We start from the raw sequence: 13456 nt of genomic DNA on the forward strand, positions 1-13456 counted from the left end.
CTTGGGGGGTGACCTGCATCCGAGTGTTAAGTGACCACTTAACACCTCTTGTTAATGTATGCCTTGACGGCCGGGTGATGATTGCGCCTGTGTTAATCCCGTGTGACGGAGACGATGGACAGCCGAACTGACCTGGAAGCGGTCGGCAACGAGCGCCTCGGTCAGCGGCTCCGCGAGCTGCGCACCCGCTCGGGGAAGTCGCTGCGGGCGGTGGCGCGCGAGCTGGGCATCTCGGCCAGCGCGGTGTCGCAGATCGAACGGGGGACGATGCGCCCCTCGGTGAGCCGGCTCATCGCGTACGTCTCCGCCATCGGGGTGCCCCTGGCGGCCGTCTTCGACGCGCAGGAGGAGCCCCGCACGAGCTCCGCGTCGCCCGGCTTCGCGATCAGGCGGGCCTGGGAGGTCGCACCGATACAGCTCAGCGGGGGAGTGACGTTCCGCCGACTGTCACCGGGGCCGACGCCGGACGTGGAGTTCTTCGAGTCCACCTACCCGCCGAACGCCGTCTCCACGGCGCACGGGCAGTTCCTCAAGCACGAGGGGTACGAGGTGGGCACGGTCACGGAGGGGGAGCTGACCATCGAGTTCGAGTCGGAGGTCATCACCCTGTCCAAGGGCGACTCGATCACCTTCCCGTGCAGCCGGCCGCACATCATCGGCAACCGCTCCGGCACCGTCACCGCCGTCGCCACCTGGCTGATCGTGCACCGCTGAGCATCATCCGGGGGGGATGGGCGGGGTGCCGTGCGTGTGGAAGGAGGCGATGGTCTTCAGCCCCCACGCCTGGCCCTTGGCCCGCTCGGCCTCCGTCCACGTGACCGTCCGCCAGTCGGGCGCCAGGATGAGTCTGGTCAGCGGGTTGCACAGCTCGACGCGGTTGCCGCCGGGCTCGTAGACGTACAGGAAGAAGGTCTGCTGGATGGCGTGCTTGTGCGGGCCGGTCTCGATGAACACGCCGCTGTCCAGGCAGAGGTCGGCGGCCCGCAGGATGTCCTCGCGGGTGTTCGTGGCGAACGCGAGGTGGTGCAGCCGGCCCGAGGCGCCCGACCAGTCGTCGGTGTAGACGAGGTCGTAGGACTTGTTCGCGAAGTGCAGCCATTGGGCGGAGATCCGGCCGCTGTCCAGCATGATCTGCTCGGTCACCCGGGCGCCGAGCACGTCGCGCACGAAGGCCCCGGCGGTCGCGGCCTCGGCGGCCAGGAAGTTGACGTGGTCGAGGCGGCGCACGCCCACCCCGCGGGCGGGGAACGCCTGCGGCTGGTTCTTCAGCGCGGGACGCAGCTCCTCGGGCGCCTCGTACCACTGCGACTCCCAGTAGAGGCGCAGCTCGTGGCCGTCGGGGTCGCGGAAGGCGTACGTCGGGCCGCGGCCCGGGGCGCCGTCGCGCCAGCCGATGCCCAGCCCGGCGTCCTTGATCGCGCGCACCCGGCGCTCCAGCGCCTCCTGGCTGCTCGCCCGCAGTCCGGTCGAGCCGATGCCCGAGGTGCGGTGGGCCGTCAGCGTGAGGCTGTGGTGCTCGTAGTCGTCGTACGTGCGCAGGTGGACCGAGTCGCCGTCCTGCCCGGCGGCCGTCATGCCGAGGATCTCGGTGAAGAACCACAGGCTCCGCTCCGGCTCGGGAGTGAGCAGCTCGACGTGGCCGAGGTGGGCGATGTCGTGCAGCAGAGCGTTCATCTCAACCTCGGGGGCATCTCAACCTCGGGGGCATCTCGGCCTCGGGCGGTATCTCGATCTTGCGGCCATCTCCACGTCGGGCGGTATCTCCACGTCGGGCGGCATCTCAATCTTGGGGGCGGGGGAAGACCGTGCCATCGAAGAGCTTGCGCGCGGTGCGTACGTTCGCCGCCCGCACCGCGGTCGGCGGGCTGGTGGACAGGTCGAGCTCCACCTCGACCTCCAGGTGGCCGGTGGGGTGCTCGACGTCCACGCGGGCGCCCCCGGGCAGCCGGGCGAAGCGCCGGGCCACGCCGTGCGGGAGCAGCGCGGCGGTGACGACGCTGACCGCGCCGAGCACCCCGATCGCGGTGTGCGGCCGGACCGGGATGAACGTGCGGGTGCACAGCGCGCCGCCGTCGCGGGGCGGCGCGACCAGCGTGGTCTTGGGCACGGCCTCGCCGGTGACGTCGCCGAGCCCCATGAGCTTGCCCGCCTGAACGCGCAGCGACTGCACGCGCTCGCGGAGCCCGGCGTCGGCCGCGAGCGTCTCGTACCGCTCGTAGCCGGTGATGCCGAGGTCCTCCGCGGCCGCCACGACGACCGGCATGCCGTTGTCGACGCAGGTCACCTCGATCCCGTCGATCACGTCCACCTCGCGGCCGGTGGGCAGCAGCCGCCCCGTGCCCGAGCCGGCGGTGTCCTCGAACCCGAGCACCACGGCCGCGGCCGTGCCCGGAACACCGGAGATGGCCGTGCCGCCGCGGTAGTCGACGCGGCCACCCGGGGTGGGGAAGCGGGCGGTGGCGAGGCCGCCGGTGTTCACCAGGCGGATGCGGACCTCGGTGTCGTCGCCTCGCGGACGGACGAGGCCGCGCTCCACGGCGAACGGGCCGACGCCGGCGAGCAGGTTGCCGCAGTTCTGCCGCCCGGAGACGGCCGGCTCGTCCACCGCGACCTGGAGGAAGAGGTAGTCGAGGTCCGCGCCGGGATCGGCGCTGGGCGACACCACGGCCACCTTGCTCGTGAGCGGGTGGGCGCCGCCGATGCCGTCGATCTGGCGCGGGTCGGGGCTGCCCAGGACACGCAGGAGCAGGTCGTCGCGCTCGCGGGGATCGTCGGGGAGGTCGTCGGCCAGGAAGTAGGCGCCTTTGGAGGTGCCGCCGCGCATCAGCATGCACCGCACGCCGCCGTCGTCGCCGATGCTCGTCGCGCTGGTCCGTGGTCGGCGGTCGTCGTCGCCCACGCCCGTCACATCGGTCCGTAGTCGGAGGCCGTCACGTACGTGATGCCGAGCCCGGGCAGGCGCTCGCGCAGGCCGTAGCGGTCGAGCCCCAGCTCGCCCTTGGCGAACGCCTCGCGGGCCGCCGCCTCCTTCGCGGCCCTGGCGGCGGAGGCGGAGATGCCCCGCTCCAGGTCGCCCCGCGGCACCACCAGCACCCCGTCGTCGTCGCCGAGGATCGTGTCGCCGGGCCGGACGAGCTGCCCGCCCACGGTGACGGGCACGTTGACCGCGCCGGGGGTCGCCTTGACCGTGCCCTGGGCGCTGACGGCCGCGCTCCACACCGGGAAGCCCATGGCCCGCAGCCCGGCGACGTCGCGCACGCCCGCGTCGATCACCAGCCCGCGCACGCCCCGGGAGCGCAACGAGGTGGCCAGCAGCTCACCGAACATCCCGTCGGTGGACGGCGAGGTCGTGGTCACGACCAGGACGTCGCCCTCCTGGCACTGCTCGACCGCGACGTGGATCATCAGGTTGTCGCCCGGCCAGCACAGCACCGTGACCGCGTTGCCGCCCGCGCTGCACCCGGGCCATGCGGGGCGCAGCCCGGGCCCCAGGTAGCCGGTGCGGCCGAGCGCCTCGTGGACGGTCGCGACGCCGTACGCGGCCAGGGTGTCGATCCGGTCGAGGCTCGCCCGCGGCGTGCCGGTGACGATCACGTGTCTCATGCCAGCACGTCCGTCACCTGCGGGTAGAGCCGCATGTAGGCCTCGCCCATGGTGTCGTGCGGCAGGCCGAGGTTGGGGCCCGCGTTGCGGCGCAGCTGCACCCCGCGGCGCTTGGCGAGGTCGGTGTAGTAGTCCCACATGTGCTGCTGGGCCGGCAGGCACTCCATCGCCTTGCGCTTCCTGTCGAACACCGGGGTGATGTCGAGCAGCACGTCGGGCTTGAAGTCGCACTGCTCGGGCTGGTGCGGCTCGAAGAAGAACACGGGCGGCGCGCCGAGCGGCTCGCCCGGCGCGTCGTAGCCCGCGGCCTGCGCCAGCACGCGCGCCTGCAGCGCCATGCGGGCCGCGGCGGGGTGGTCGCCGTTGTACGGGTCGGCCAGCGGATGCGTCAGCACCACGTCGGGCTCGACCTCCCGGTAGATCCGCACCAGCCGGTCGACCAGCTCCGGGGTCTCCACCAGGGGATAGTCGCCCGCGTCGAGGAACTCGACCTCGGCGCCCAGGGCCGCGGCGGCGTTCTGCGCCTCCTCGCGGCGGATCGCCTTGATCTCGTCGAGAGTGCGGCCGGCGCGCCACGCCTTCGCGGACTCGCCGCGCTCGCCGAAGCTGAGACAGACCACCTTGGCCCGCTCGCCGCGGCCGGCCGCGAGCGCGATGGCGCCGCCCGCGCGCCAGACGAAGTCGCCCGCGTGGGCGCTGATCACCAGAAGTGTGGGGGTCTTTGCCGAGGTCACTCGCTGACGCTACGAGTCGATCGATCAGATTGTCAACAGTTTCATCGGCAATCTGCCTCTAGCGCAACATCTGGCCTGGTCGAGCGTGGACTTCGACAATATTGTCAACGATATGGCTTCTCTCATGCAGGTGGCGATGCTCGGCTACGGCGAGGTCGGCCACATCCTCGCCCGCGGCCTCGCCCCGCGGGTCCCGCTCCGCGTCTACGACCCCGCCCACCCGCCGTCGCCGTCCGGCGGGCCGCCGCTGGTCGCGTGCAACGCCGAGGCCGTACGCGGGGCCGACGTCGTCATCGCCGTGACCACCGGCGCCGACAGCCTGACCGCCTGCGAGGAGTCGCGCCCCAACCTCAGGCCCGGCGCGCTCTATGCCGACCTGTCCACGAGCGCGCCCGGCGACAAGCTCCGCATCGCCGAGCTGGTGGCGTCGGCGGGCGCGTCGGCCGTGGACGGCGCGATCATGGCGCCCATCCCGCTGCGGGGCCTGGCGACCCCCATCCTGGCCAGCGGCGACGACGCGGCCCGCTTCGCCGACTTCGCCGGCCGCCACGGCATGGACGTGACGCCGATCGGCGGCTCGCCCGGCGACGCGGCGGCCCGCAAGCTGCTGCGGAGCGTGCTGGTGAAGGGGCTGAGCGCGCTCGTCATCGAGTCCCGGCGCGCCGCCGAGGCGGCGGGGCTGGGGGAGTGGTTCTGGGAGCACCTGCTGGAGACGGTGTCCGCGGCCGACGAGCGGTTCGTGGTGCGGTTGCTGGAGGGGGCGGGGCAGCACAGCGTGCGCCGGGTGCACGAGATGCACGCGGCCACCCGGATGCTGGAGTCGCTCGGGGTGCCGCACGCCATGACCGCCGCCACGGCCGCCACCCTGGAAGAGGTGACCCGCGCTGGCGTCCCACCCTCCCCGGGCAGGTCGTGATGGCGGCCCGCCCGTCGGTGGCCTCCAAGGCGAAGGTGGCCCGTCGGTCGGTGGTCTCTCCGGGGTGGTGGTGGTCTGTTGGGTGGCCGCCGGGGTGGTGGTGGCTCGTCGGTCGGCGGTCTCCGGGGTGGTGGTGGTCTGTTGGGTGGCCGCCGGGGTGGTGGTGGCCCTCGGTTGGTGGTCTCCGGGGTGGTGGTGGCTCGTCAGTCGGTGGCCTCGAGGGCCTTGGCGACGCTGCGCAGGTGCTGCTGCATGGCCGTCTGCGCCGCCTCGGGGTCGCGGGCGACGATGGCGGCCACGATCAGCTCGTGCTGCGGCAACGACAGCGCCGCTCGCCCCGGCTGCCGGGCCAGGCGAAACTTGTGCCGGATCACCTGCGCCCCCAGCCGTTCGATGATCGACGCCGAGGTCTGGTGGGCGGCGATCTCGCGGACCTTGGCGTGCAGCGTCGCGTTGAGCTCGGAATATCGGTCGAGGTCGTTGCGCTCCACGGCGGCGCGCATCTCGGCGACGATCTCCCGCAGCCGACCGGCCTGCTCGGGGGTGACGCGCTCGGCGGCCTTGGCGGCGGACAGGCCCTCCAGCACCATCCGCACCTCCGTGATCTCGATGGCCTCCGCCTTGGAGATCGCCCGGACGCGGGCGCCCTTGTTGCGTAGGATCTCGACCAGCCCCTCCGAGGCCAGCTCTCTGAACGTCTCGCGCACGGCCGCGCGGGTGGCCCCGAACTGCTCGCACACGTCGGCCTCGACCAGCCGCTGGTTGGGCACGAAGTCCCCGCCGAGCACGGCCGCTCTGAGCCGGTCGGTCAGCGTCTCCTCCAGCGGGGACTCAGGGGTCACGGAATCCTCCCGTAGTTGAGCTTCGTTGACAATATTATCGACAATTATCCCAGGAGGCCTGAACCCGCGCGGACCTTGGGCTTTGATCGTTTAGACCCGGTCTGTCGGTGAGCTCCGGTAAGTTCCCGGATCATTGATCAGCCGGTCGCGAAGGCGCGGGCATTCCCGCCTGCGCCCGTGAACCGGCCGGGGCGGGAGGGTTCGAGGTCGTGGACGCGGACAGAGCCGCGTGGGAGCAGCACAGCGTGGTACGGGTGGTGCCGCCTGTCGAGCCGAGGAAACTGGCGAAGGTTCCCTTCGTCGAGCTGGCCGACGGGCGGTTGCAGGGGGTCGTGTCGAGCGGATCCGACATCGAACGGGTCTACGTCTCGTCCATCACCGCCGGCACCCACGCTTTGAGCTGCAGCACCAACAACAACCGGCCGTGCGGCGCGCTGCACGGCTACGCCTGCAAGCACATCCACCAGCTGGCCGACGAGGCGGTCCTGCAGTACGGGCTGGACCGGGTGGCCCGTTACCTGGGGGTGGAGGTGCCGGAGGGCCAGTTCCTGATGTCCTCCATCAAGGGGCCGGTCGAGCGCACCCCGGCCGCCGTGGTGTTCAGCAGGTTCCTGCGCCACCTGGCCTACCTGGAGGTGCCCGACAGCACGGAGCCGCTGGCCGAGCTGCACTGGTTCCCCGCGACGAGGGTGGTGCGGTGATGCTCGACGTACAGCTCGGAGAGCTGCAGGGCGACGCCCCGGCCGGGGCCGGCGAGGCGCTCGACCTGGTGACGGGGTTCGACGACGCGCTCACCCACGGGTTCGCCCGGCTCGGCGAGGAGGCGTCCGGGGCGCTGGCCGCCCTGGCGGGCGCGCTGGCAGGCAGCCCGCTCGGCGACCGGCTGGCCGAGGCGGCGGAGAAGGTGAGCGCCGGGTCGGTCGGCGACGAGCACCTGGCGGCGCTGGCCGGCGGGCGGGCCGCGCTGCTCGGCGCGGTGCACGACGCGCTGCTCGCACGGTTCGACACGGCGCTGGGCCGCACCCGCGCGGCCTGGGAGCCCGCCGGAGACGCGGGCGACCCGGCGGGCGTGCTGGCCGCGTGCCGGGGCTGGCTGCGCGAGCTGGCGATCACCGGCTGGCGCGGCGTCGACCACGACGTGGTCTCCTCCGCAGATCCGGCCATCGAGGCGCTGCTGGCCACGCCCGGGCTGCGCGGGCTGGCGGTGCTGCTCGACGGCCTGGCCGCGGAGCTGCGGGCATCCTGCCCGGTGGGCACGATGGACCGGCTGCCCGTGCGCAGGTGGGCCGACCTGTGGACGCGTGCCCTGCTGCTGTCCCAGAAGGGCACGTGGCACGGCGCGGCCGAGCCGGTCTCGGGGCGGCTGCTGATCCTCGGCGCCGACGTGCACGAGCACGCCACCGTGGTGCGGGTGCAGGTCCACGGCATCCTCGAGCCCGCGGGCGGCGCCCCCTCCCGGCTGGTACGCACGAGCGTGGCGGCCGCGAAGGTGGACACGATCTCCGGCCCGTCCGTGTGGCGGCTGATGGGTGACCACCCCGTGCTCATGGGCGCGCTGGCCGGGCACCTCAGCCTGGAGCTCACCGACATGCCATTGCTGCCGGGCGGCGACCTGGTGTGGCACGACGGCAAGGCGAGCGCCGGCGCGGCGGCCGACCCGTTCGCGACCGCGCGGGTCCAGCTCGCCGAGGCCGTGGCCCCGGCGAGCCCGCCGCTCGACCGCCATCCCGTACGCATCGCGGAGCCCGTCTTCCTGGAGGGCTACACGATCCGCGACGAGACGCTCGACCTGGGCGGCAGCTCGCTCCCGGTGACCCTAGACCGGCTGCCGGCCTGCGGGCCGCTCACGCCCGAGCTGGTGTCGGCCTCCTCCGCCTGCATCGGCCTGATGCGCTGGGACGGCGGGCAGTGGCTCCTGCAGCCGCTCGCCGTGCAGGCCACGGTCAAGAAGAAGGCCGTCACCGCGCACAACGGCGACTGGGCCATGGGCCCCACCGACCCCAAGGTGGTCAAGGCCGAGGCCAAGGCCGGCGACGTGGTCGCCGTGCTGCGCGAGCGAGCAGGGCGGTTGCTGCGGAAATGACCGACACCGCAAACGACACCGACAACGACACCGACAACGACACTGACAGCGTGCAGGACGCCGACGCGACCCGGCGCCAGGTGCTCTACTGGCGCCTGCTGTCGCGCGTGTTCGGCGCCGACGAGCAGCCCACTCTGGAGCGGGCGAGCGTGGCCATCGTCGACGACCTCGGCCTCCCCGCCGCCCTGCTCGACCCGGGCGTCTCGATCGACAACCTCGTGCAGCGCTTCCCCGGCCTGGCCGACGAGCTCCAAGATCTCATGGCCGAGAAGGAGCACGAGGACGGCGGCGAGGTCCGCCGCGCGGCCCTGGTCTCCAAGCTGCTGCTCAACGTGTTCTCGACGGGCACCGGCAACGTCACCGCGGGCCGGCTGGAGAGCTGGAAGAAGGACGCCGGCTGGTTCGAGCGCGGCATGGGCAGCGAGCCCGGCGGGCTGCGCCACAGCCCCGGGGACGAAGAGGTGGCCGCGGTCCTGGCGGGCATCGAAGGCGACCTGGTCAAGCGCATGCACCTGCGCGAGGTGCTGGCCGACCCGGCGCTGTCCAGGCAGCTCACGCCCAGCATGTCGCTCATCGAGCAGCTGCTGCGTGACAAGTCCAACCTGTCGGGCGTCGCGCTGGCCAACGCCAAGGCGCTGATCCGCAGGTTCGTGGACGAGGTCGCCGAGGTGCTGCGTACCCAGGTGGAGAAGACCAGCGTGGGCGTCATCGACCGGTCGGTGCCGCCGAAGCGGGTCTTCCGCAACCTCGACATCGAACGCACCATCTGGAAGAACCTCACCAACTGGAGCCCGGAGGACCAGCGCCTCTACGTCGACCGGCTCTACTACAAGCAGACCGCCCGCCGCACCACCCCGGCCCGCCTGATCGTGGTCGTCGACCAGTCGGGCTCGATGGTGGACGCGATGGTCAACTGCACCATCCTGGCGTCGATCTTCACCGGGCTGCCCAAGGTGGACGTGCACCTCATCGCGTACGACACCCGGGCCATCGACCTGACCCCGTGGGTGCACGACCCGTTCGAGGTGCTGCTGCGCACCACGCTCGGCGGCGGCACCGACGGCACGGTCGCGATGGCCCTGGGCCGACCGAAGATCACCGATCCGCGCAACACCGTGATGGTGTGGATCTCCGACTTCTACGACAACCGATCGCTGATCAACGACTTCGAGGCGATCCACCGCTCGGGGGTCAAGTTCATCCCCGTCGGCTCGGTCAACAGCTCCGGAAACGCGAGCGTCGACCCGTGGTACCGCCAGAAACTCAAGGACCTGGGCACTCCCGTGATCTCAGGCCATATCCGGAAGCTCGTCCTCGAGCTCAAGAACTTCCTCGCTTAGGAGACCTCACCCATGAGTGACGACATGCTGCGCGCCCCCGCAGAGGTGAAGTACGCGGAGGAGCTCGACTGGCTGGAGTCGATCGACGACGGCCCCAAGCCGTTCTCGTGGCGGCTGAGCCCCCGCATGATCAGGCTGTTCATCCTCGGCTCCGAGCGCTCCGACGGGCTCGACCGGGAGATCTCCCAGAAGTGGTTCGGCGACCGCAGCTTCGTCGAGCGCAGCATCGTGACCCTGGCCTCCGACCGGGGCCTGCTGCTGATCGGCGACCCGGGCACCGGCAAGAGCTGGCTGGCCGAGCTGCTGTCCGCGGCCATCTGCCGCAACTCCACCCTCGTGGTCCAGGGGACGGCAGGCACGACGGAAGACCACATCAAATACTCCTGGAACGTCTCGATGGTCATCGCCAAGGGCCAGTCCCGCGAGTCGATGATCCCCTCGCCGATCATGACGGCGATGGAGACGGGCGTGATCGGCCGCTTCGAGGAGCTGACCCGCTCGACCAGCGACGTGCAGGACGCGCTGATCTCGATCCTGTCGGAGAAGTACGTCTCCATCCCCGAGCTCGACGACGACAACATCGTCTTCGCCCAGCCCGGCTTCTCCATCATCGCCACCGCCAACAGCCGCGACCGGGGCGTCAACGACCTGTCCTCGGCCCTCAAGCGCCGCTTCAACTTCGTCCGCATCCCCGTCGTGACGAACAAGAAGAGCGAGGCGGAGATCGTCCGCTTCCGCACCGAGGAGCTGCTGCGCCGGCACAAGATCGAGCTCGACCTGCCGCCGACGCTGCTGGACATCCTGCTGCAGAGCTTCGCCGACCTGCGCTCGGCCGCCGCGTCGGCCACCAGCGACGACGAGAAGCTCGAGTCGGCGCTGTCCACGGCCGAGCAGATCGGCGTGCTGGAGGACGCCATCCTGCACAGCAACTTCTTCGGCGACCGCGTGCTGCGCGCGCAGACCCTCGCCGGCTCGCTGGTCAGCTCGCTGGCCCGGCGCAGCCCCGAGGACCTCGCGATCCTCAACAAGTACTGGCACGGCGTCGTCGAGCCCCGCAGCAAGAAGGACGGCGGGGAGTGGCCGGAGTTCCTCGAGGGCGGCCGCGAGGCCATCGCCACCCTCTCATGACCGGCCAGACGAGCCCGTTCGGCGCGCTCCGCGAGCAGCTCCTCGACGCCGCCGGCGCGTTCGCCGGCAGTCCCGTGGCCGTGTCGGACATCCTGTCCGGCCTGGTGGACGACGTGGACCGGGCGCTGCGCGAGGAGCTGGAGATCTTCCCGGTCTGCCACCACTCGCCGGCCTCGGCGCTGGCCATGGTGCGCAGGCTGCGCGAGAAGCAGCCGAAGGTCATCTACCTGGAGCTCTGCGAGGACCTGCGGCCGCTGCTGACCGAGCTGCGCAACTGCCGGCTGCCGGTGGCGGTGCAGGCGTTCGCGACCGACATCGACGGCTTCCCGCCGTCGTGGGCGCCGCTCAGCGTGGTGGCGCCCATCACGGAGGCGTCCGCCGAGTACCAGGCCATCTCGTACGCGCTGGAGACCCCGGGCGTCGAGCTGGTGCTGGTCGACCGCTCGACGGACCACGTCTTCCAGTGGGCGCCGAAGGAGGAGCCCGGCAAGAAGGAGCACGCCGAAGAGGCCGGCCTGCACGGCGACGCGGTGGGCGTCGAGCTCGGCGACCTGCGCCCGCGCTTCGCCGAGCTGGAGGAGCACCTGCTGCACCACGGCAAGGTGCGCCACTGGTCCGAGTGGTGGGACCAGTACGTCGAGCAGCCCCTGTCGGGTGCCGACTACGACACCTACCGCCAGGTCATGGTGCTGATCGGCAGCCTGTTCCGCCGCCTCGACCGCGACGGCGGCCGGCGGACCGTGGACGAGGACCGCGAGCGCTACATGTGGACCAGGATGCGCGAGCACCTGGCCACCTCGGGCGCCGACCCGGCCGACTGCCTGTACGTGTGCGGCGCCTTCCACGCCGCCAGCCACGTCGAGCAGTTCGGGCTGAAGTCCACGGCGACGTTCGAGATCACCCCGCGAACCGGCACGAAATGGGTGTACGGCCTCATCCCGTCCAGCCACTCGGCCATCGAGGCGCAGTTCGGGCTGGCCTCCGGCTCCGTGTCGATCGCGGCGGCGACCTGGGACAAGGCGCTGACCCGCGGCAAGCTGACCCCGTTCCAGCTGGCCGGGCAGAGGGGCGCGCGCAAACGCGTGGCCAAGCTGCCCGCGCCCGTCCCCCAGGGCGAGGTGGCCGACCAGCTGACCGGGTTCCTGTCGAAGCCGCCCGCGCTCGACGAGCTGGACGAGGCCGAGCTGCTCGGCTGGAGCGTGGAGATCGTCCGGCTGGCCCGCCGCAACGGCTACCTGGCCAGCACCGCCGACGCCATCGCCGTGTTCGAGACCTCGATCCTGCTCGCCGGCATGCGCAACCGGGCCAGGCCCACCCCGTACGACTTCCAGGACGCGGCCGTCACCTGCATCGAGAAGGACGTCGTGCCGGGCCGCCGTGACGTGCGGCGGCTGTGCGAGATCATGCTCGGCGGCGACCGCGTCGGCGAGGTCGGCTACGACGCCCTGCCGCCGCTGGCCCGAGACGTGTACGACCGGCTCGCGCCGCTCAAGCTCGACCTGGAGAAGCGCACGATCCAGCGGGCGCTGCTCGACCTCAACGCCAATCCCGAGCTGGTGCCCTGCTCCGACCTGCTGTGGATGCTGCGGTACCTGCTGCCGTCGGAGGCCGTCCGCCCCATCATGGGCGAGCGCGGGCTGGGCGAGCGCTCGATCCAGGAGAGCTGGGACCTGGCGTTCGGCAAGCACCAGCGCTCGATCATCGAGCTGGGCTACGAGGGCGTCACCATCGAGCAGGTGATGGAGCAGCGGCTGCGCCGTTCGGTGTGGGACCCCAAGGCCACGGCGGCCGTCGCGCTGGCGGCCGTCGAGGACGCGGTGCTCTTCCTCGGCAGCCGCCGCTTCGCCGACGAGCTGGGGCAGCGGGCCGTGGAGCTGCTGGCGTCCGAGCGCAGCGTGGACGACGCGCCCGAGGTGCTGCGCAGGATCCGGCGGCTGATGTCCTACTACCGCGCCCACGAGCCGGAGCTACCGGCCTGGTGCGAGGAGTTCGCGACCTCCGGATACGCGCATTACTGCACCCTCCTGCCGACGGCCTTCGTGTCCGACGACACGGGGGCGCGGCAGGTGGCGGCCATGCTGGGGTTCCTGTTCTCGATGGAGAGCCTCGCGCTCTCGCTGGGCTGCGACCGGGCCCAGCTGGAGCTGGCCGTGCAGCAGTCGCACCCGGAGGCGCCGGACAAGGTGGCGCTGCTGTGGGCGGCGCGGACCCAGCTCGGGCTGCTGCCGCTGGCCGAGCTGCGGGCGCGGTGCGACGAACTGCTGGCCAACCCGCTGGTCGTCCCGTCGTTCCCGCTCTACATCCTGGGGTTCGTGCAGGCCATGGAGCCCGTCCCGACCCTGTCGGGCTTCGTGGTGGAGGTGATCTCGAAGGCGTTCGGGCAGCTGCCCGACCGGGTGCTGCTGCCGTGGCTGCCGAAACTGATCACGACGCTGCGGGACCAGGCGGGCGAGCTGATGCCGGTGCTCGTACGCGAGGCCGGGCGCACGTTCCCCGGCACGCTGGCCGCCGTGGACGGCTGGGTGCCGCCGTGGACGGCGCGTCCCGCCGCCGTGGCGGCCGCAGTGCCGGTCGGGTCAGGGCCGGTCGCGTCGGGCCCGGTGGCCGAGCTGCTCCTGGGACATCCGGCCGCGTGTGACGCGGTGGCGGGGCTGCTCGGCTGCGAGGGCTCGTGGCAGGCCCCGGCGCCGGGCCGCGGGGAGGTCGCCGCGCTCCTGGGCGGCTCTTAGCTCGGGCTCACGCACGTTTGGCTAGAGTCTTTTGCGTCGTTCCAAATAGGGGGCTGCGTGGAGACTTCTGCCGTCGGCGGC

Annotated in this window: 12 protein-coding genes; 7 read left to right on the forward strand and 5 right to left on the reverse strand. The window is 71.9% G+C overall.

Annotation, left to right across the window (positions count from 1 at the left end):
- Positions 1-114 precede the first annotated feature (114 nt).
- The gene (locus ACWEPL_RS46555; RefSeq protein WP_363967075.1) at positions 115-714 is read left to right on the forward strand and encodes a helix-turn-helix domain-containing protein; all 600 of its coding nucleotides are present in this window, start codon (positions 115-117) and stop codon (positions 712-714) included.
- Between the two features lie 3 nt (positions 715-717).
- Here the strand turns inward: ACWEPL_RS46555 and ACWEPL_RS46560 are convergent, their stop codons facing one another.
- The 4 genes from ACWEPL_RS46560 to ACWEPL_RS46575 all read right to left on the reverse strand — a co-directional run bounded on the left by ACWEPL_RS46560 (position 718) and on the right by ACWEPL_RS46575 (position 4337).
- Positions 718-1674, reverse strand: a complete 957-nt coding sequence (locus ACWEPL_RS46560; protein WP_452440023.1) for a VOC family protein — start codon at positions 1672-1674, stop codon at positions 718-720.
- A gap of 106 nt (positions 1675-1780) precedes the next feature.
- Positions 1781-2899 carry a 4-oxalomesaconate tautomerase gene (locus ACWEPL_RS46565; RefSeq protein WP_452440024.1) on the reverse strand — a complete coding sequence of 373 codons (1119 nt, stop codon included), beginning with the start codon at positions 2897-2899 and terminating at the stop codon, positions 1781-1783.
- Positions 2900-2904: 5 nt separating this feature from the next.
- Entirely contained in the window at positions 2905-3603 is a 699-nt protein-coding gene (locus tag ACWEPL_RS46570; RefSeq protein ID WP_452440025.1) for a 4-carboxy-4-hydroxy-2-oxoadipate aldolase/oxaloacetate decarboxylase, read from the reverse strand.
- Positions 3600-4337, reverse strand: coding sequence for a PIG-L deacetylase family protein (locus tag ACWEPL_RS46575; protein ID WP_452440026.1), 738 nt, complete (start codon positions 4335-4337; stop codon positions 3600-3602). Before ACWEPL_RS46575 ends, ACWEPL_RS46570 begins: the two co-directional genes overlap by 4 nt.
- A 112-nt stretch (positions 4338-4449) precedes the next feature.
- Between ACWEPL_RS46575 and ACWEPL_RS46580 the strand changes: the two genes are divergently transcribed.
- Positions 4450-5253 carry a DUF1932 domain-containing protein gene (locus ACWEPL_RS46580; protein WP_452440027.1) on the forward strand — a complete coding sequence of 268 codons (804 nt, stop codon included), beginning with the start codon at positions 4450-4452 and terminating at the stop codon, positions 5251-5253.
- Positions 5254-5456: 203 nt separating this feature from the next.
- Here the strand turns inward: ACWEPL_RS46580 and ACWEPL_RS46585 are convergent, their stop codons facing one another.
- Positions 5457-6095 carry a GntR family transcriptional regulator gene (locus tag ACWEPL_RS46585; RefSeq protein WP_350736787.1) on the reverse strand — a complete coding sequence of 213 codons (639 nt, stop codon included), beginning with the start codon at positions 6093-6095 and terminating at the stop codon, positions 5457-5459.
- A 209-nt stretch (positions 6096-6304) separates the two neighbouring features.
- Between ACWEPL_RS46585 and ACWEPL_RS46590 the strand changes: the two genes are divergently transcribed.
- Genes ACWEPL_RS46590 through ACWEPL_RS46610 form a run of 5 tightly spaced genes read left to right on the forward strand, consistent with a single transcriptional unit; the run spans position 6305 to position 13375 of the window.
- The gene (locus tag ACWEPL_RS46590) at positions 6305-6796 is read left to right on the forward strand and encodes a hypothetical protein (RefSeq protein WP_363967063.1); all 492 of its coding nucleotides are present in this window, start codon (positions 6305-6307) and stop codon (positions 6794-6796) included.
- Positions 6796-8178, forward strand: a complete 1383-nt coding sequence (locus ACWEPL_RS46595) for a hypothetical protein (RefSeq protein ID WP_452440028.1) — start codon at positions 6796-6798, stop codon at positions 8176-8178. Before ACWEPL_RS46590 ends, ACWEPL_RS46595 begins: the two co-directional genes overlap by 1 nt.
- Positions 8175-9518: a VWA domain-containing protein gene (locus ACWEPL_RS46600; protein ID WP_452440030.1), complete on the forward strand. Its 1344-nt coding sequence runs from the start codon at positions 8175-8177 to the stop codon at positions 9516-9518. Before ACWEPL_RS46595 ends, ACWEPL_RS46600 begins: the two co-directional genes overlap by 4 nt.
- Before the next feature lie 12 nt (positions 9519-9530).
- On the forward strand, positions 9531-10646 hold the full coding sequence (locus tag ACWEPL_RS46605) for an ATP-binding protein (RefSeq protein ID WP_363967057.1): 1116 nt from the start codon (positions 9531-9533) through the stop codon (positions 10644-10646).
- Positions 10643-13375, forward strand: coding sequence for a DUF5682 family protein (locus ACWEPL_RS46610; RefSeq protein WP_452440031.1), 2733 nt, complete (start codon positions 10643-10645; stop codon positions 13373-13375). The genes ACWEPL_RS46605 and ACWEPL_RS46610 overlap by 4 nt, the downstream gene beginning before the upstream one ends.
- Positions 13376-13456: the final 81 nt, after the last annotated feature.

This window comes from Nonomuraea sp. NPDC004186 (genome assembly GCF_053603495.1).

Coding starts and splice junctions, on each gene's coding strand:
- ACWEPL_RS46600 (WP_452440030.1), top strand. CDS start 8,175: ATGACCGACACCGCAAACGACACCGACAACGACACCGACAACGACACT.
- ACWEPL_RS46570 (WP_452440025.1), bottom strand. CDS start 3,603: ATGAGACACGTGATCGTCACCGGCACGCCGCGGGCGAGCCTCGACCGG.
- ACWEPL_RS46560 (WP_452440023.1), bottom strand. CDS start 1,674: ATGAACGCTCTGCTGCACGACATCGCCCACCTCGGCCACGTCGAGCTG.
- ACWEPL_RS46610 (WP_452440031.1), top strand. CDS start 10,643: ATGACCGGCCAGACGAGCCCGTTCGGCGCGCTCCGCGAGCAGCTCCTC.
- ACWEPL_RS46555 (WP_363967075.1), top strand. CDS start 115: ATGGACAGCCGAACTGACCTGGAAGCGGTCGGCAACGAGCGCCTCGGT.
- ACWEPL_RS46605 (WP_363967057.1), top strand. CDS start 9,531: ATGAGTGACGACATGCTGCGCGCCCCCGCAGAGGTGAAGTACGCGGAG.
- ACWEPL_RS46580 (WP_452440027.1), top strand. CDS start 4,450: ATGGCTTCTCTCATGCAGGTGGCGATGCTCGGCTACGGCGAGGTCGGC.
- ACWEPL_RS46595 (WP_452440028.1), top strand. CDS start 6,796: ATGCTCGACGTACAGCTCGGAGAGCTGCAGGGCGACGCCCCGGCCGGG.